General features: G+C 68.4%; 14 protein-coding genes and 3 pseudogenes. 5 read left to right on the top strand and 12 right to left on the bottom strand.

From position 1 onward, the window contains the following. Positions 1–381 precede the first annotated feature (381 nt). Entirely contained in the window at positions 382–657 is a 276-nt protein-coding gene (locus ACZ4YL_RS35975) for a hypothetical protein (RefSeq protein ID WP_468122192.1), read from the bottom strand. Positions 658–873: 216 nt separating this feature from the next. On the opposite strand from ACZ4YL_RS35975, the gene ACZ4YL_RS35970 reads away from it, so the two are divergent. Next, positions 874–1,134, top strand: a complete 261-nt coding sequence (locus ACZ4YL_RS35970) for a hypothetical protein (protein WP_266478379.1) — start codon at positions 874–876, stop codon at positions 1,132–1,134. A gap of 82 nt (positions 1,135–1,216) precedes the next feature. Here ACZ4YL_RS35970 and ACZ4YL_RS35965 read toward each other — a convergent pair whose 3' ends face one another. Together ACZ4YL_RS35965 and ACZ4YL_RS35960 are read right to left on the bottom strand one after the other, a co-directional pair. Then, on the bottom strand, positions 1,217–1,948 hold the full coding sequence (locus ACZ4YL_RS35965; RefSeq protein WP_468122191.1) for a hypothetical protein: 732 nt from the start codon (positions 1,946–1,948) through the stop codon (positions 1,217–1,219). 42 nt (positions 1,949–1,990) lie between these two features. Then, positions 1,991–2,647 carry a hypothetical protein gene (locus ACZ4YL_RS35960; RefSeq protein WP_468122189.1) on the bottom strand — a complete coding sequence of 219 codons (657 nt, stop codon included), beginning with the start codon at positions 2,645–2,647 and terminating at the stop codon, positions 1,991–1,993. 226 nt (positions 2,648–2,873) lie between these two features. On the opposite strand from ACZ4YL_RS35960, the gene ACZ4YL_RS35955 reads away from it, so the two are divergent. Further along, positions 2,874–5,399 carry a helicase associated domain-containing protein gene (locus ACZ4YL_RS35955; protein WP_468122187.1) on the top strand — a complete coding sequence of 842 codons (2,526 nt, stop codon included), beginning with the start codon at positions 2,874–2,876 and terminating at the stop codon, positions 5,397–5,399. Between the two features lie 166 nt (positions 5,400–5,565). Here ACZ4YL_RS35955 and ACZ4YL_RS35950 read toward each other — a convergent pair whose 3' ends face one another. From ACZ4YL_RS35950 to ACZ4YL_RS35935, 4 genes and pseudogenes are all read right to left on the bottom strand, one after another. Then, a complete protein-coding gene (locus tag ACZ4YL_RS35950) occupies positions 5,566–5,799 on the bottom strand; it encodes a hypothetical protein (RefSeq protein ID WP_468122185.1) in 234 nt (77 codons plus the stop codon). Positions 5,800–5,930: 131 nt separating this feature from the next. Next, positions 5,931–6,212: a hypothetical protein gene (locus ACZ4YL_RS35945; protein ID WP_468122183.1), complete on the bottom strand. Its 282-nt coding sequence runs from the start codon at positions 6,210–6,212 to the stop codon at positions 5,931–5,933. 600 nt (positions 6,213–6,812) lie between these two features. Beyond that, positions 6,813–7,412 (bottom strand): cysteine hydrolase family protein, encoded by a 600-nt coding sequence (locus ACZ4YL_RS35940; protein ID WP_468122181.1) that lies wholly within the window; start codon positions 7,410–7,412, stop codon positions 6,813–6,815. A gap of 232 nt (positions 7,413–7,644) precedes the next feature. Then, a pseudogene (locus ACZ4YL_RS35935) lies at positions 7,645–8,896 on the bottom strand (MFS transporter). 138 nt (positions 8,897–9,034) lie between these two features. On the opposite strand from ACZ4YL_RS35935, the gene ACZ4YL_RS35930 reads away from it, so the two are divergent. After that, on the top strand, positions 9,035–9,967 hold the full coding sequence (locus ACZ4YL_RS35930) for a LysR family transcriptional regulator (protein ID WP_468122179.1): 933 nt from the start codon (positions 9,035–9,037) through the stop codon (positions 9,965–9,967). Between the two features lie 46 nt (positions 9,968–10,013). Here ACZ4YL_RS35930 and ACZ4YL_RS35925 read toward each other — a convergent pair. The 5 genes and pseudogenes from ACZ4YL_RS35925 to ACZ4YL_RS35905 all read right to left on the bottom strand — a co-directional run. Beyond that, positions 10,014–10,760 (bottom strand): annotated as a pseudogene (locus tag ACZ4YL_RS35925) (Tn3 family transposase); the annotation flags it as partial. Positions 10,761–10,904: 144 nt separating this feature from the next. Further along, on the bottom strand, positions 10,905–11,738 hold the full coding sequence (locus tag ACZ4YL_RS35920; protein WP_468122178.1) for an Lsr2 family DNA-binding protein: 834 nt from the start codon (positions 11,736–11,738) through the stop codon (positions 10,905–10,907). Further along, positions 11,621–12,070 carry a hypothetical protein gene (locus ACZ4YL_RS35915; protein WP_468122176.1) on the bottom strand — a complete coding sequence of 150 codons (450 nt, stop codon included), beginning with the start codon at positions 12,068–12,070 and terminating at the stop codon, positions 11,621–11,623. Before ACZ4YL_RS35915 ends, ACZ4YL_RS35920 begins: the two co-directional genes overlap by 118 nt. After that, positions 12,067–13,209 carry a tyrosine-type recombinase/integrase gene (locus ACZ4YL_RS35910; protein ID WP_468122175.1) on the bottom strand — a complete coding sequence of 381 codons (1,143 nt, stop codon included), beginning with the start codon at positions 13,207–13,209 and terminating at the stop codon, positions 12,067–12,069. The genes ACZ4YL_RS35915 and ACZ4YL_RS35910 overlap by 4 nt, the downstream gene beginning before the upstream one ends. Before the next feature lie 83 nt (positions 13,210–13,292). Beyond that, a pseudogene (locus ACZ4YL_RS35905) lies at positions 13,293–15,684 on the bottom strand (Tn3 family transposase); the annotation flags it as partial. A 169-nt stretch (positions 15,685–15,853) separates the two neighbouring features. On the opposite strand from ACZ4YL_RS35905, the gene ACZ4YL_RS35900 reads away from it, so the two are divergent. After that, entirely contained in the window at positions 15,854–16,318 is a 465-nt protein-coding gene (locus ACZ4YL_RS35900) for a YxiG-like protein (RefSeq protein ID WP_468122174.1), read from the top strand. A 56-nt stretch (positions 16,319–16,374) separates the two neighbouring features. Further along, positions 16,375–17,306, top strand: a protein-coding gene (locus ACZ4YL_RS35895) for an IS5 family transposase (protein ID WP_468122172.1) whose coding sequence is annotated in 2 segments (ribosomal slippage) — positions 16,375–16,752 and positions 16,755–17,306 — 930 coding nt in all. Because the reading frame shifts where the segments join, the coding sequence is not laid out codon by codon here. Positions 17,307–17,497 lie beyond the last annotated feature (191 nt).

Below are 17,497 nucleotides of genomic sequence, written 5' to 3'. Positions count from 1 at the left end.
CGAAGGCCCTCCGCAAGCGGAGGGCCGTGCTGACGCACGGCCAGATTCCCGCGCAAGCGCGGGAATTGACGTCCGCAAGCGGACGTCCAGAGAAAGGGCGGCGCAAGCGCCGGCCCGGTGACGCTGACGCGTCACCAAATGTTCACGCAAGCGCGAACATCGAAGGAGTGTCCGCTGACGCTCCCACCCCTTCAGGCCCTTCCGGCTCCGCCTCCAGGACCAGGCCCGCTGCCGCGGGCCAGCTGGCAGCGGTGAGGAGTGTCTGGGGTCGACTGTCGAGTGCATGCCCCGGGTGCTGTCCTGCACGGATGCGACCGTGACGCGGCCGCATCCGACAGACCGTCCCAGGGCGATATCCGCTCCCTGCCAGGGCAGGGAGCCTTAACTGTTTCTGCCGCTGCGCACCAGCGCGGCAATGGCACCAGGCGCCACAACGATCGCTGCCCCGAGCGTCGCCAGCAACACAGGCGACGGCCCCTCATAGCCGATACCCACATCCGCCGAAGCACCGAAAAGAGCCGCGACCAGCACGATCAGAACAGAAACACCCAGGACACCCCTCCCCCAAGCCCTACGGGCGGAAGGACTCCGCATCGGAACCAACGCGATCAATAACCACACCACCGCAAAACCCAGCACCACAGGCAGACCGCCCATTGACCCTCCCCAAGTCAGTCCCAAAACAAGCTAGATGACGATGACACGCCCCCCGCCCAACGTCACCACCCCCACCTGAAACCTTCAGATGCCGCTTCTAGGACCTGGGCCCGCTGACGCGGGCCAGCTGGCAGCAGTGGTGACCCTCGGGCTGGCTTCTTCTGCCGGCGCCTGCATGATGGACCGGCAGATGGGATGAGAACGAGTGGGGGCGCCATGAGCCGAATCAAGCGATGGACGATCATCAGCACGACACTATGCGTGGTGATATGGGCTGCCGTCGCCGTCATCATGCTCAGCCCTGCCGCCCAAGGCGTCCAAGACGCCTTGGGAAAATGGATCAAAGCCCTGGCCGCGGCACCCGCAGTCATCTCACTGACCGGCTTCTGGGTCATCGGAGCAAGCGGCGGACCCCAGGACGGCACATGGGGCAGCAACCCCGGCCCCACCTACGACGGCAATGACGGAACCTACTGACCCTCGGAAGCCGCCAGCTAACGGGCAAGCCACTCCGTGCCTGTTCAGAGGGGCGGGCCACCGGCCAGGATCGGCACTACACCTACTCTCTCCAGGCCTCTTCCTCCAACCGGTCCAACTGCACCTTGGCCAACTCCCTGCTGCGCACCAGCCAAGCTCCGGACGCGGTGGCGCTGATGCGCCTCCGGATGCCCGCGCAAGCGCGGGCATCGACGGGCCTCCGGCCTGTTGGGGTGTCCGCTGACGCTCCCACCCCTGGCCCTTCCGGCTTCGCCTCCAGGTCCTGGGCCCGCTGGCAGTAGCGGCTAGTCGGGGGGGTGTACGCCGCTTGGAGGGCTGCCCACTCTTCGGCGGGGAAGGCGTGACACCAGTTGCGCCTGTACCCGTCCGGGCCGTACTCCGAAAGCAGCTCCTCCACCATGCGCATGAAAGCCCTCACGAACTCCTGGCTGGAGACCCGTCCGGCCCACACCAGCTTCGCGTCCGCCCACCAGTCCGCCGGCTCCCCCAGGTAGGGGTAACTCACGACCTGCACGAAGACTTCCTCCCCATCCTGGTTGAAAAAGACTCTCGTGCCGTTCGGCTCGTCGCACAACGTCACGAACGTCGCCTTGCATCCGAGCAGGAGATCGCGAACGGTTTCCATGAAGTCGCCCAGGGCTTCGGGCTGCATCGCGTACGAGGCAGCGGCGCGCAGCTCCTCGTCCTCCACCGACCACAGCCAACTCGCCCAGCCGGCCCCGCCGAGCCTCCATCGCATGTGCTGCACCCTCCGCACCGCGGACTCGCTCGAAAGATCAGGTTCATAGTTCATCCCCCTGATCATGGCCGAAGCCCACCGAAGGCGGGCGCCTGGCTACGGGGAAGGGGGTGGCGGGCTCTGATTGAGATTCTGGGCGGGGAGCCAGCCGGGGTCCTGCAGCAGGTCAGGGTGGCGTGTGCTGGAGGTGATGCCGAGGTCTCTCCGCATCTCATCCCGCAGAAAGGTCAGCCGGTCCCACAACTCACCCGTGCGTCTTTCCAGCTCACCCATGGCAGCTTCCCGGTCCGGGGTGCCCTTGCACAGCTTCTGCACCAGGCCATACATCTGTCGAAGAGAGCCGTTCACCGACCCCAGCGCGTCGAGTACCTCATCGGACACGGTCATGTGGGCTTCTGCGTGCTGTGAGACGTAGGTTGCCCAGACACTGTCCAGGGTGGCGAGTGTCCCCGGCTCGGCTCCCCCGGTCTCCCGGAGTTCGATACTGCATGAGACCAGTGCGTCTCTTGCCGTACGAGCTGCTGCGTTCATCTTCGCGTAGGACGCTTTACGTCCCTCGAGGAGCTGGTTGTCCCGCGCGTGCTTCCGGTCCTCCAGCCGGTGCCGGTCCGCACGTTCATGCTCCTCTCTGCGGAGGCGTTCCGCGCTCCGCTGCGTCAGCAGCACCGAGATCAGTGTGATCAGGCCGCCCGCCACAGCAGCCGCAAGGGTGATTAACGCTGACCCCATCGGCTCCCCCTTCCATCGGCTCATTCCGCTGTACCGTGCTTCCCTCCCCGAAAACCCTCCTTCGACACATTTCGACGCACCCGGACCCGGCAGGCCTGCCCCCACCGCACTGTCACAGGCGTACCCCGAATCTCCCGGAGCAAGGTCGCATCGGCCAGGGTATCGATATGATGCACTGTGTAGTAACCCGAGAACATCGCCGTCTCCTTCCGGCGGGTTCACCGCTGCTTGAAATTCCGTGGAGCTTCGAATGCAGAAGACGGGTCACATCGTGCTGCGGCCGCATCAGGAGGAGGCGGTGGAGGCGATTGTCCAGGGGCTGGACATTCCGCCGGGGAAGCGGATTCCGGAGGCGGGTCTGCGGGCGACGGTGGTGGCCGCGTGCGGGACCGGGAAGACCCATATCGCCGCTGCGGCGGCGCTCCGGCTTGCCCGGCACGGGCGGGTCCTGGTGCTCCTGCCGACCTTGGATCTCCTCACCCAGACCGTCCGGGAGTGGCGGCTCGCCGGGCACACCGGGCCCGCGGTCGCGGTGTGCTCGCTGGAGGACGACCCCCAGCTGTGGCAGCTCGGCGTGCGGACGACGACGTCGGCTCCGCAGCTGGGGCTGTGGCACGGGCGCGGCCCGGTGACGGTGTACGCGACGTATGCGTCGCTGCCGGTGCTGGCTGAGGCGCACGAGGGCGCGTACGGGCTGCCGATGGACGTCTTCGACCTGGTTGTCGTCGACGAGGCGCACCGGACGTCGGGGTCGGCGGGGAAGGCGTGGGCGGATGTGCACCGCCAGGACGTGATTCCGGCGATGCGCCGGCTGTACATGACCGCGACCCCCAGGATCTGGATGGAGCGGCCGCCGCGCACGCGGGCCCAGGAGCGGGAGATGGAGGAGGCGCGCTGGCTCGCCGGGGAGGAGGCAAGCGAGGAGGCGGAGGCCGAGGGGCGGGTCTACGTCAGCAGGCCGCGTTGGGATCGGCTGCCGAAGGAGCTGGCGTGCTCGATGGACGACGAGAAGGTGTTCGGGCCCGTCGTCTACGAGCTGTCGCTCGCGGACGCGATCTCGCGGGGGCTGTTGGCGAAGTATCAGATCGTGGTCGCCGAGCTCACCGACCCCGTCGTCACCCCGGACCGGCTGGTGGGTGGGGGGCGGTACGAGGAGCAGCTCCGCGGTGAGCGCCTCGCCGCCATGCAGACCGCGCTCTTGGAGACGATGGCCGCCCACGGGCTGCAGACCACCATCACCTTCCACCACCGCACGATCGAAGCCGAGGCCTTCGCGGCCGGCCTGCCCCGGGTGGCGGCCCGGCTGCACAAGGTGGACCCGGGGCGGCATCCCGAGCGGGTGTGGTCAGGGTGGCTGTGCGGGGACCACGAAGGCGCCCACCGGCAGGCGGTCCTCGCCGACTTCGGACGCAGGGCCGGCCGCGCCGTACTCAGCAACTGCAAGGTCCTGGGCGAAGGCGTCGACATCAGAAGCGTGGACTCGGTAGCCCTTGTCGACCCCAAGGGATCCGCCGTCGACATCGTCCAGGCCATCGGCCGCGCCCTGCGGCAAAAGCCTGGTCAGGGCAAGACGGCCACGCTGATCGTCCCCGTGTTTCTGGGTGCGGACGAGAAGCCTGAGGACATGCTTTCCTCGAACTCGTACCGCCCTCTTATTCGGGTATTGGAGGGTTTGCGGGCGCACGATGAAAAGGCTGTGGAAATGCTTGCCGTTCCGCAGGAAAACCAGAAACGTATCGTAAACCCGTCCGTGCCGGTCGGGAAGGTGCCCGAGGAGGGTGAGGAGGAGTCACGGCTGCTGCTCCGCTTCGCCGCGCCCCGCGATCCCGCGCTCATCGCGAAGTGGATCACCTACCAGGTCATCAACACCGAACGCCAGGACTGGCGCCGCGGCGCCGAAGCCGCACTCAGGTACCGGCAGCGGGAAGGCGGTCTCGACGTCCCGTACGAGCACGTCGAGGCTTCGGGGGCGTTCCCGCTCGGACGGTGGCTGTCCGACCAGCGGCGCGCCTACCGGGCCGGGGCCATGACCGGCGAACGGGCGGCCGAGCTGGAGGAGCTCGGGATCGTCTGGGACACCGCCGACGCCGGCTTCGAGACCAACCTCGGCGCAGCGCGGGCCTACTACGAGCTGCACGGCACCCTCGCCGCCCCGCGGGGCGCCACCATCCTCGACATCGCGATCGGGCAGTGGCTGACCAACGTCCGCCGGCCCGGCGGGCTCGGCAAAGACCCCGACCGGGCGCAGCGTCGAGCCGCCCTGCTCGCCGCGATCGACCCCGACTGGAACCCGGCGGTGCTGGGGTGGACGGTCGACTGGCAGCGGCACTACGCCTACCTCACCCAGCTCCTTGCCGGCGGGGCGCGGCTGACGGCCGTCGTCCCCGGTGTCACCCGGCACGGCGAGGACGTCGGCCGGTGGCTCGCCACCCAGCGGCGGGACTGGGGCCGGCTGAATGAGGAGCAGCAGCGCCGGCTCGGCGAACTCGGCGTAGAGCCCCAGAAGGCCCCACGCGCCCGCACGGCCTCGGCGAAGACGGCAACGACGTCCGGGCCGCGCGCGGGCGGCGAGGCGTTCCAGAAAGGCCTTGAGGCCCTCGCCCGGTACATCGCACGGGAGGGCGCCCTGCCGGGGCGCGCCGGTGTGCAGGAGATGCCCGATGGGGACGTCCGCCGCGTGGGGGTGTGGCTGGCGAACCAGAAGCAACGCCGTGACCGGCTCGACCCCGCGCAGCTCGCCGCACTCGCCGAACTCGGCATCGACTGGGCGAAGTGACCCGGCCGGCCTGAACACCCGCCCCGGACACCCGCGGCAAACCGGAGCCCCGGGGGCTAGCACTCCCGCGCCCACCCACCCTCTGCGTGACGGACACGGCTCCGCCCCAGCACAGTCTCAGCCGTGCCGGGGCGGGCATGGTCTGGGCCCAGCAGACGGTCCGTCTCTAGGTGAGCTGGTTACCCGTCCCTTCGAGATCGGCGACCGCGTTGATCACATTGCCGATCCCGTTGTTGACCGAGTCGCCGAAAGTCTGAGAGTTGAAGTTGAACGACTCGTCTCGTGCGACGCTCCCGATGTTGCCCTGGCTATCGCCCTGATCCGCCATTGCGGTTCCCGTGGACGACAGAGCGGCCCCCGCGAGCACGACAGCGGCCAGTACGCGCTTGGTGTTGTTCATGCCCAGCCAACGATCTTGAAAGCACCCGAGTTACGGGGCAGGAACGCTGACAAGCGCCTGCCTGCTGCTCATCAGCACGGCTTGCTCCCTCCCCCGCCCCACCGTGCCCCTGCCGTCGTCGCCTCGTGTCGTCACGGCTCGGTGGTAGGTGGCGGCGGCTGTTGGTCGGCCGGGTCGGCTTCAGCGACGCCGAAGGCGTTGAAGAGCGCGGGGAGATCGTGTGTGGCGGCCTTCTCGACGGCCTTGGCCTGCAGCCGGTATCGCAACACGGCGCGCAGTGCGGGGACCGTGAGGGTGGCCAGGCCGAGGAGTATGGCGGGGCTCTGGAGTGAGGTGGGCAGGGTGGCGGCAAGGCCACTGGTCAATGCTGTCAGGAAGCCTGTCAGCAGGTTCTGGAGCATGGTCACCGTCATGCCTCGTTTCTGCTCGTATGTGGTGCCGGATGCGGCCACAGATCGAGCGTCGACCCGGGCGGATCGGTGCGGCAGTGGGAACAGCGCTTCCCGGACAACTGGTAACGGCAGGTCAGCACCGCTGGCCGGAACGGGCTTTCACGCCGCGTACCGGTGCGTGACAATCGTCGAATCCGGGCCAGCGCCAGACCGCACGCGCGGCACGGTCGACGGGGGGCACGGGGATGGACGAACCGAAGAGCGCCGGGCCGGCGGCGGCAGCGTACGCGGCCGCGTTACGTGCTGCGGTTCACGGCTTCACCGCTCAGGGCGGGACGCAGAAGGAGATCGCGGTCGGCGCACATGTCGCCCCTGCCACCCTCTCGCGGTACCTGAGCGGCGAGAGGGTCGCCCCCCACCACTTCATCGCGGCGCTGGACACATTCCTCGCGGAACGCGGCCTGCCCCTGACCACCGGCGTGCGGGAGCAGTTGACGCAACTGTGTGGGCGGGCCCACGAGGCGGCTCTGGGGTCTGCTGGGCCAGGGTGCCCAGGGGGCAGGCGGCCGCCGCGCAGTGCGGGTGCGGTGGCCGTGGGTGGGATTGGCTCGGCGGTTCGAGTCAGTCGGCGCCGAGCAGGGTGTGCAACTCGGCGGTGTCGATGATGTGGGCCCGTGGGGGGAAAACACGATGCAGCAGGATGTCGTGGACTTCGGTGTCAGGGTCGGCGACGCCGTCGGACAGGACGTAGAGCTGGTAGTCGCGGTCGGTCGCGTCGATGACGGTAGACAGGACGACGCCGCTGGTACTGAAGCCGGAGACGACCAGAGTGGTGATCTCGCGCTCGCGTAGCTGCTCGTCGAGGTCGGTGGTGGACATGCCGCCGTAGCGGATTTTGCGCACGATGATGTCGCCGTGCTGGGGTGCCAGGCGCTCATGGACGGCGGTGGCAGGGTCCTCGTGGTGCATGAGGCGGTGCTGGGCCAGCGGGGCAAAGGACTTGTTGGTGGCCGGGATCGCGTCCCAGTCGGCCTCGGTGAAGCCGACGCGGACGTAGGCAATGGTGCCGCCGCTGACGCGGACGTCGGAGATGGCACCTTCCATGCGGGCCAGCAGGGCTTCGAGGTCGCAGCTCTCGGGCAGAAGGGCCAGGGTCGCGGGCTGGTAGTCCATGACGAGAAGGGCGGTGCGCGCGGGGTCGAGCGCGGGGGCAGTGCTCACACGAGTCTCCTTGCTGGTGGTGTTGGTCGTGGCCTATGCCAGCCAGTAGCTTCAGACGGAGGTCGAGCAGGGGCATTGCCGGCAGGGTCGCTGCGACTGCGGCTGTGATCAGAACGTCGGCAGTGCAGCTGGCACGCCGCAGAGTTGCTCGTGGGCAGCCAGTGATTGGACGGGACGCCCATCGCCAGACTGGCCAAATCCTGCGTTCGGGCGGGTGGCGATTAGTGGTGTGTCACATTCGGCTCCGGAGCAGATCTCGCTCGTGGTGCGACGTGTGGTCGTGCCAGGGAAGCAGGAAGGGGGTGGCCAGCATGAGGAGACCGGCGACGCCGATCGCTGTGCGGAGGCCGGTGATGCCGACCAGCAGCCCCCACAGCCCGGTCATGGCCGCGATGGAGACCTTGCTGGTGACCGACCACGCCAACAGGGTGCGGGCGATCCGGTCCGTGGGTGTCCGGTCGAGCCGGTAGGTGGCGAACACCGGGTTGAACACGCCCATACAAGTGATCAGCCCGAACTCGACCACGATGACCAGCACGAGCCCGACCACGCCGGGCCGGACGAAGGCCAGGCCGATCGACCAGCACGCGCGCAGCGCCCCGGCGGTGAGCATGACCCGGTGCCGTCCGAACCGGGAGACGAGCCGCGGGGCCAGCCGTGCGCCGATGACGCCGCCGACGCAGGGCAGGCCGAACGCGAGGCCGTACTGCCAGGGGGGCGAACCCGAGCGGGCCGAGCATGAGCACGGCGAGTAGCGGCAGGGTAGCCATGATCAGGCCGCTGACCAGCACCGTGTTGAAGAACATGGGACGCAGTGCAGGGTGGCCCAGGACGTACCGCCACCCTTCGAGCAGGTCACGGGTGCGGAGCCGCGCTTTCTCGGCGCCGGTTCGCACGGGGCGCGGCTCGCTGCCGCCGATCGCACGGATCCCCACAGCTGAGAGCAGATAGCTGACCGCGTCGGCCATCACGGTCGTCACCGGGCCGAACAGCCCGATCGCGGCGGTGCCGGCCGGCGGTCCGAGCACGGTGGCGGTCCAGGTCGTGGACTCGAACCGCCCGTTCGCGACGAGCAGGTCCTCCGGCGGCACGAGCGCCTTCAGGTACGCGCCACTGGCAGCGCTGAAGGCGATGTCGGCCGCGCCCACGACGACGGACACCACCAGCAGCTGGACGAAACTGAGCAGACCGAGTGTGTGCGCGGCGGGGACACTCATCAGCGCCACGAACCGGATCAGGTCCATCGCGACCATCACGGGCCGTTTGCGACGGAACTCCACCCACGGGCCAAGCGGCACGGCGACCACCGCCCCCACCGCGAGCCCTGTTGCCGCCAGCACCGACACCTCGGTCGGTCCGGCGTGCAGTACGAGGATCGCGATCAGGGAGAACGCGTCGAACGCGAGCCGCGTGCCGAACACGCTGACCCCATACGCCGCCCACAGCCACCCGAACTGCTGGCCCAACCGTCTCCTGCCCACCATGCTCAGCGCACCCCTTGATGTCCCACCTGAACAAACCGATGTTGACTAGTAGGAGCAAAGCTGGCGGCATAGCAGCAGGTCAAACAACCAATCTGCCATCGAGCCACAACTGATCGTTGTGCACTAAGGTGGATCGGCATGGACCTCGACACCGTCCGGACCTTCGTCGCCGCCGCCGACACGGGGCAGTTCCAGGAGGCCGCCGCCGAGCTGGCGGTCACCCAGCAGGCCGTCTCCAAGCGCATCGCCGCGCTGGAGCGCAGCCTCGGGGTGCGGCTGTTCACCCGCACCCCGCGCGGCGCCGAGCTCACCATCGACGGGCAGGCGTTCCTGCCCCACGCGCGTGAGCTGCTGCGCGTCGCCGAGCGCGCGGTATCCTCCGTGCTCACTGGCCGCCGTCCGCTGCGCGTCGACGTGATCAACTCGCGCGGCGCGGCGTCGGGCCTGATGCGCGGCTTCCACCGCGCGCACCCGGAGATCGAGCTCGACGTGATGATGCTGTTCGACATCGAGACGGCCGTCACCGCCATCCGCTCCGGTGCGATCGACGCGTCCTTCCGCGCCGTCGCCGCGCCTGGCCGGCCCCTTCCCGAGGACATCGAGTCCGTCCGGGTACTCGACGAACCGCTCCAGCTCCTCACCGGCCCCGCCCATACACTGGCGGGCGCCCGGTCGGTACCCCTTACCCAGCTCGCCGGGCACCGGATCTGGATGCCCGGCATCGTCCCCGGTACCGAGTGGACCGCCTACTACGACGACCTCGTCGCCGAGTTCGGCCTCACCATCGAGGCGACGGGACCCAACTTCGGCTCCGACGCGCTCCTCGACACCATCGCCGACACTCCGGCCCTGGCCACCTTCATGGGCGAGCACACCCGCCTCATCTGGCCCGCCAGCCATGGTCTGCGCCGTATCCCGGTAACTGACCCGACGCCCGTCTACCCGCACTCACTGATCTGGCGCCCCGACAACCCACACCCCGCACTCACCACACTCCACGACTACCTCGCCTCCACACAGCCCGACCGCCCCGACAGCGATACGTGGACACCCACATGGACACAGCGGTAAGCAGCGCCGCGTCAACCATCGGCAACGACCTCGTGTGCCGCAACAGCTAGTCCTCCGTCCCCTCCTCGTCATCGTCGAGTTCGACCGCGTCCGGGTCGCGCAACGGACGCAGGCCGCCGCCGGCCGGGATGGAAGCGGTGAAGCTATAGCGGCCCAGGACGTTGAGGTTCTTGTGCTTGAGCGGGGACAGCCGCGCGATGTCCTCGTCACGGATCTCGTGTCCCTCGACGCGGAGCTGGGCAACAGCGGCGTCGATGTACTGGGTCGTCCAGAGCGCCACGGTGTTCAGGACCAGGCCGAGTGAGCCGAGCTGGTCCTCCATCCCGTCCCGGTACGCCTGGTGGATGGTGCCCTTCTTGCCGTGGCAGATGTCGCGGGCGAGCTTGTGGCGTGACTCCTGGACGGTGAGCTGCTTGTGCATCTGCCGGCGGTAGGTGTCGTCGACCGGGTCGACGACGGCGAGCAGGTGCAGGGTCTTGGCGATCCGCCCGTACTCGGCGAACGCCTGCCCCAGCGGCGTGGGATGGCCTTCACAGCCGAACATCCGCAGCAGGTCGTAGGCCCTGACCTGGTTGGTGACCAGGGAGCCGACCACCCGCAGCATGTCCGGCCAGGCTGTGAGGACCTTCTTCACGTTGACCTTGTTGCGGGCCAGCGCCTCCAGCGGCCCGTACCCGCCCGCCGCCTCGGCTCCGGGCATCTGGGCCTTCCAGAACCGCTGGTCTTCGAGGTCCTTGAAGCGCGGGGAGAAGCGGTAGCCAAGCATCTTGAAGATGCCGAAGACCATGTCGGAGTTTATGTGGACAGTTCAAGTTGATCATCATCCGGTGTGCCGACGACGGCGGGGAAGGTGCGGACTGACGGCATCAGGAGCCAACCAGGGCGCCAATCAGCGTGTGAGCCGCCGGCTTGTTCAGCAACGGGGCAGCCTTGGTGCTCACAGTGAGGCTTCGTACGCCTCTCGGATGGAGGCAGGGATACGTCCCTTGTCATTGACGAGGTAGCCGTTCGCTCGGGCCCATAGCCGTATTGCCTCGCCCTCCTGACCGCTGTCCCTCAAGGGGCCCCTGACGGTCCCCCTCGGATGCTCCGAGGACACCCCTTCGAGGTGGTCCGCCGCATCGTGGAAGAAGTCGGCCAGTGAGGCGAAGCAACCTTCCTCAGGGTTCTGCCCCTCGCTCCAAGATCCGACGGTGCCGGTGCGTGCGTCCAGGAACCTGCCGTAGAAGCCGTCGCTCTCCGCGGCGATTGGTACCCACTCCCGGCGCCAGAAGGCCGATTCGGGGTCTGCTGACGGTTGCATCTTCTCCAAGCCCCACATGTGCAGGTAGACACGCTGAATATCTGTGAGTCCCAGCAGGAGACCGCCGTTCGGGATGATTCCCTCACACCCCAGCGCCACCAGGCACGAACCGGCGTCGGGGGGCTGCTCACCACCGATGTCGTTGGCCAGAAGCCACTGCGACATCTCCCTCGGCAGCTTCAACCCCATGCGCTCTTCAGCATCGCTGATGGCCGTCGGGCTACCCGGGCCGCCCAGACCAGCGAAGACGCTGGGAGCGTTCTGCCTGAGCCAGCCGTGACGTGCTCGGCCCGGGAGAGGCCGGCGTGTAGGGCGATCCGGCTGACTGTCCAGTTCATCGCCTGCCGGGCCTAACCTGCGGCGTATCCGAGCGCGATGGCCTCCTTGATCAGGGCAGCCGTGCCCAGGTCGATCCCCATCTCGGCGGCCGGGTCGATGACCCGCAGCTGCCCGGCGCCGAGCATCCACGGGTAGTCGAGCGCGATGTGGCCGCGCAGGGTGAGGAACAGCAGGTAGGGGCGGGCCTGGAAGGAGACCGGGAAAGATGGTGCGGTGTGGGGTTCGCCGGGCAGTCGGCCGACCCGTTCCACCAGCGGGGCGGCGAACCAGTCGGTCATGCTCGGCCAGCGCTCCATGAACGCCCGGTAGTACCGGAGCTTGGCACTGCGGTAGCCCGGGTGGATGTCCTGTCCGTTCAGGAACGCGAGGTACTCGGCCTCGGGACAGTGCCGGGCGGGTTGCCACGACCGCTGCGGCGCCACCGCGCGTGCCGCCGCGGTGGAGACCGGTCCGGCCCTCACTTCTTGGCTCCGCCGCGGCCCAGCTGGTCGAGCGCCTTGTGGTAGTCGGCGACGACGGCTGGGTCGGAGACCCTGGTGTAGATACGCGTGGACTCTGGAGATGCATGGCCAAGTCGCTTCTGAAGCGTCAGTTCCCGCATGCCGCCCTCCCACATGCTGATCGCGTGAGTGTGCCGAAGAGCGTGCGGGGTCACCCACGGCTCTCGGATCCCGGCCCGGGTGCAGGCCCGGGAGAACATCCGCACCAGTCCGTCGTAGCTCAGCGCCTCCAGACGCCGGGTGCCGCGCCCGCCGATCAGAAACACCAGCCGGCTATCGGCCTCAGCAGGGCGCTCGCCCATCACGTAGGCGCTGACCGCAGCGAGGGTCTCCGCCTCGTGCAGGTCGACGACCCGTTCGTAGCGAGACTTGGATCGGGCGCCCTTGGGATGGTCGTCACGGTGACGGACCACCACCCGCCGACGGCCGTAGGCGAGGTCGTCCAAGTGCAGGCCGAGGACCTCGCCTGGCCGCAGGCCGCCGTGGAGCATCAGCAGGACGATCGCCTTGTCCCGCGGCCCACGGAGCTGTGCCAGCAGAGCCTGGACCTGGTCATCGGAGAGCGGTCTTGGCACCCGCTGCACGGTCTTGACCCGCACGGCCCGGCGAACCGGGCGCTGGCGGCTGGCCCGGCCCATGAACGGGCGGTGCCTCTCGGAGACTCGCGCGAGCGCCGGGTCCGGCCGCTTCTCCAACGGGTTTGCCCTGTCCAAAAGCCCGGACAAGATCGCGTACTCGTAGAACGATGACACGGCCGCCAGGATCCGGTTCACCGTGCTCGCCGCCAGCTTGGTCGCCGGCCCGTCCGCGTCCATGGTCACGACCGACAGGGTCATCCGACGACGAGGGCGCCGCGACGGCACCGAGCGCAGATACTCCAGCAGTGCGATCGAGTCCGGCGGGCCGAAGCGTTCCCAGCTCAGACCGCTGCTGGCGAAGAACAGCCACAGGTGCCGCAGGTCGTAGGCGTACGAGACGAGCGTGTTCGGCGAGCAATCCCTCGCTGCGAGGAACCGCAGGAACCCGGCGACCACCTCGACCGGCTCGCCGCTCTCGTCGAGCAGCTCGACACGGGATGACCCGTTCTCCTGTACCCGCATGGACGCCTCCGCCACCGTCGCGTTCGACGGCCCGTACGGCCGCCCCCGGCCCTCAACGAGGAGCAAGGTGTCCATGTAACTAAATAGGAGGCATTGTCGGTGGCGACCATCTCCGGCTTCACCCCGCCGTCCAGGTTCAGCAGCGCGTCCAGGATGAACAGCGAGTCGCGCGGGGTACCGGGCACCACCATCTGCCCGATGCCGATGACCTGGTCGTTGATGGCGTTCAGCCAGGTGATGCCCTTCTTCTTCGCGAAGTACTTGGGGCTGGGGGCGGCGTTGATGGTGCGGACGGGAACGACGAACCGCAGGCCGTCGATGGAGGCGAGCAGTCCCTTGCCCCAGTGCTGGACGATCGGCACCCGGGCCTGGGCCTCAATCAGCGCGGCGTTCGCCGCGGCGATGGTCTCGGCGCGCAGGTAGTACTGGTCGACGTGGACGAGTCGGGCCCGGGTGAGTGCCTCGTGGTTCGGGTTGATGACCGGGGTCATGCCGATGTTGCACGCCTCGGAAACGAGCAGGGCGACGACCGAGGTAGTGAGGTCTTTCATGCGGGTCTTCCCGTCGCCCAGGTATACGAAGGCGTCCAGAAATCCGGTCCAGGCGTGCACCTCGAACAGCAGGTCCGGTAGGTCGATCTTCGGGAGCATCTTCTCGACCCCGGCCGCGCAGCCAGGCCAGGGACTTCGGCTCGCCGAGCGCGTGGAGCTTCTCCACGTTCAGCTTCGCCCTGCCGTTCGGCTGTACCTCGATGCTGATCTTCGCGCCGGTGCCGGCCTCCTCCAAGCGCTCCGCCATCTGCTTCCACGTCGCGTCCAGGATCGCCGTCAGCTCCCGCAGATGTTCCTCGGCGTCCTCCTCCAGGCTCAACCCCGCCAGGACGTCCTCGCGGACCGCCTCCCAGCCCTTGCCGTCCAGTAGGCGGGCGCGAGGGTCGGACCAGCGGTGCGAGGGGGACGCGAAGATGTCGCGGCGCTTGAGCGCGCGGAACAGCTGCTCCAGCACGCACACCACGTACGCGTCGCGGTCCACCGCCCCCTGCGGGAGCTCGGTGTTCGCGTACACGGCCTTGCGCCAGTGCGCCGGCACCAGTTTGTCGTCGACCTCCCGCGGCAGCAGCGGCTTCTCGCCCACCTTCCGCCGCGACAGCACCGGCAGCCTCTTCACCCCGGCCAGGACGCGGGCCCCGCCGGTCGCCGCACCCAGCGCCGAGGTCTCGCCCAGCAGCGACAGGAACGGCTTGACGGTGTTGTAGCGCAGCGCCAGCGCCCCGCGCAGCGCCGTCTCCGCCGTGCCGTCGTCCTCCGGGACCAGGCTCACCACCACGGTGGCGGCGCTGGACAGTGCCGCCCGGGGTGCGACCTCCTCCAGCGCCGCCCATAGCGCGGCCACGTCCACATCGCAGCCGCTCTGCTCGATGAGCTCCAGCTCTTCGATAAACACCGCCGCGGCCCTGGCCACCAGCCGCGATGCCTTCTCCAACTGCGGCAGCGTGGACAGACGCTGCTTGTCGGTGGACCGCTTCGCGGTGCTGATCAGCCTGGTGGCCATCAGGATCTCGAACAGGTCCAGGGCGTCGTCGATCGCCTTGGCCTCCAGGTGGCGCATCACCGCGGTGAGCATCGCCGTGCGTTTGGGCTCCGGGGTCCGCTCCAGCTTCGGCGCCTTGGTGCCCAGCCCGTACCGGGCCAGCGCGGACAGCCGGTTCGGAGGGATCTGCTCCAGCTTCAAACGGCCCAGCTGGAAGGCGGCGATGTCCTCGACCCGCTGCAACGCGCCCTTCATCGCGGTACCCGTGGTCCGCGTCGGGGGCTGGCGCATCCGCTCTAGCTCCGAGTACCGCCTGCCCTCCGGCGTCTTCAGCGTGGCCACCAGGTCACCGGGCAGGGCCGGGTCGGCCCGCCAGGCGGCCTTTGCGACCGTGGTGTGCAGGCGCCTCTCTGCGATGGTGCGGACCTCGGAGACCTGGCGGGCCAGCACGCTCACCCCCGGCAGCAGCACCCGGTGCCGGCGCAGCCAGCCCACCGCGTGATCGAACAGTGCCTTCGGCCCCTCGGCCTGAGCCGTCCACGCCCGGCCGTGCAGGAACGCGCGGAACCTCCGGCCCTGGGCGTGGTCCGCGAACGGGTGGTAGCCGTACGCATCGCGGATCTCCCACGCATGCTCGTACGCCGTCTTCAACCGCGCGGTGTACTCCTTGACGCAGGAGACGTCCTCGATCTCCATCTGCGTGGCCAGGTGCTCCACCACCGACCACGGCACGGCCAAGGGGTCCTCCAGAAACAGCCCGATGTAGCGAACCGTGCACATCTGGAGGGCGAAGCCGAGCCGGTTGTGGTCACCGCGTCGCTTCGCGATCAGCTTCCGGTCCTCGTCGTCGAGGAAGAAGAACCGCTCCAGCTCGGGCCTCGTCGGCTCCTCGGCGAACTTCCCGTACGCCTCGGCCTGCTCATCAGTCAGAAACTCCACCGGCACGAAGCGGACCGCAGCCAGCACCGGCGCCCACCCGGCGACCTTTCCGCGAACCCCAGCGGAGCCCCCGTCCGACGTGCTAGGACTTGTCCGGGCGATCTCTGAGCCGACGAGTGCCTAACGCTCTGAATCTCGCTGTCGAAGGGCTTGCCGAGTGAGGTAGAAGTGCGGCATGGACACCGCAGAACTTCAGCGGACGCTGAACGAGCCCATCGAAGCCGTTGTCGTGCACCACGGATACACCACCTACATGCGCGACTACGAGGTCATCATCAATGTGTGGGACGGCCCCCAAAGCCCGTCGACCTACCTGCGGTATCTCTTCCGGTACTGCGTCGAGGCCCGATGCGAGACGTTCCTGTCCACGGATACCTGGCGGGATTCCTTGGACGAGCGGCTACTCGACCGCGAAACCGCCATCGACCTCGACGGTTATGTCTGGGGCGCGAACCATCACGAGTTGTACGGAGCCGAGCTTCGTCTCAAGTCGGAGGCTGCCCTCCGCTGGTCGAAGGCTGTCGGGATCAACTTCCATGAGGTTCACATTGAGACCAACGCTCATGATCTGACCTTGGTCTTCTCAGACCTTGAGGTGAGCGAGGTGCCGGTCGGATACGCACCCTTTGTCGCGGACTGAGAGTCAGAATTCGTGTGATCTTGTGACGGGCGTGGGTCCGGGTCGTTGATGTGGATATGGGGCGGGGCGATCTGAGCGATGCCGAGTGGGAACGGCTACGGCCGTTCCTGCCGGTCAGCAACAGGCGTTGTGGCAGGTGGCGGGACCACCGGCAGGTAATCGACGGGATTCTGCACCGGGTGCGCACCGGCGTTCAGTGGCGCGACCTGCCCGAACGGTTCGGCCCGTGGAAGACCGTCTACGAACGGCACCGACTGTGGTCGAGCGACGGGACATGGGAGCGACTGCTCCAACAGGTTCAGGCCGCCGCTGATGCGGCGGGTGAGATCGACTGGGACATCTCGGTCGACTCCACCATCGTGCGGGCTCATCAGCATGCGGCCGGCGCCCGCACCGACCCGCCGCGAGCACCCGCCTCAAAGGGGGACGAAGTTCCAGAACACCAGGGCGAAACAGCGTGGCAGAGCTTGCACGCCCGCCTGGTGGAGGTGGTGCTGGAGGTGAGGGCCTGGGCCGCTCGCGCGGCGGGTTCACCACCAAGCTCCACCTGAGCGCGGACGGCCGCTGCCGCCCTCTGTCTCTGATCGTCACCCCAGGTCAGCGGGCGGACTGCACCCAGTTCAAGCCCGTTCTGGAAAAGATTCGCGTCCCGAAGCTCGGACCAGGCAGGCCCCGCAAGAAGCCCGACAGCGTCGCCGCCGACAAGGCATACAGCAACGGGCCGTGCCGCGAGTACCTGCGGCACCGGGGCATCCGCCACACGATTCCGGAGAAGACCGACAGTCGGGCCACCCGCCTACGCAAAGGTTCACGCGGCGGACGGCCCCCGGGCTTCGACGAAGAGCGGTACAGGAAACGCAACACCGTCGAGCGGGCCATCAACCGGTTGAAGCAGCACCGGGCGGTGGCCACTCGCTACGACAAGCGCCGCTACGTCTACCTCGGCACCGCAACCGTCGCAGCCCTCACCATCTGGCTCCGCACATGATCGGCCGGACAAGTCCTAGCCGACCATGATCGTTCTCAGCGCCAACGGCTGTACCGATGTTCCCCGAGGCCGAAGTAGCGGCAGGCTGCCCCGCACCGCCTGCCGCCGGGGGGGGGGGGGGGGGGGGGGGGGGGGGGGGGGGGGGGGGGGGGGGGGGGGGGGGGGGGGGAGAGGGGGGGGGGGACGGCAGC

The organism is Streptomyces sp. NPDC030021 (assembly GCF_055574035.1).
The sequence above is the reverse complement of the archived record's forward strand: the minus strand, read 5'-3'. Positions and strand labels throughout refer to the sequence as shown.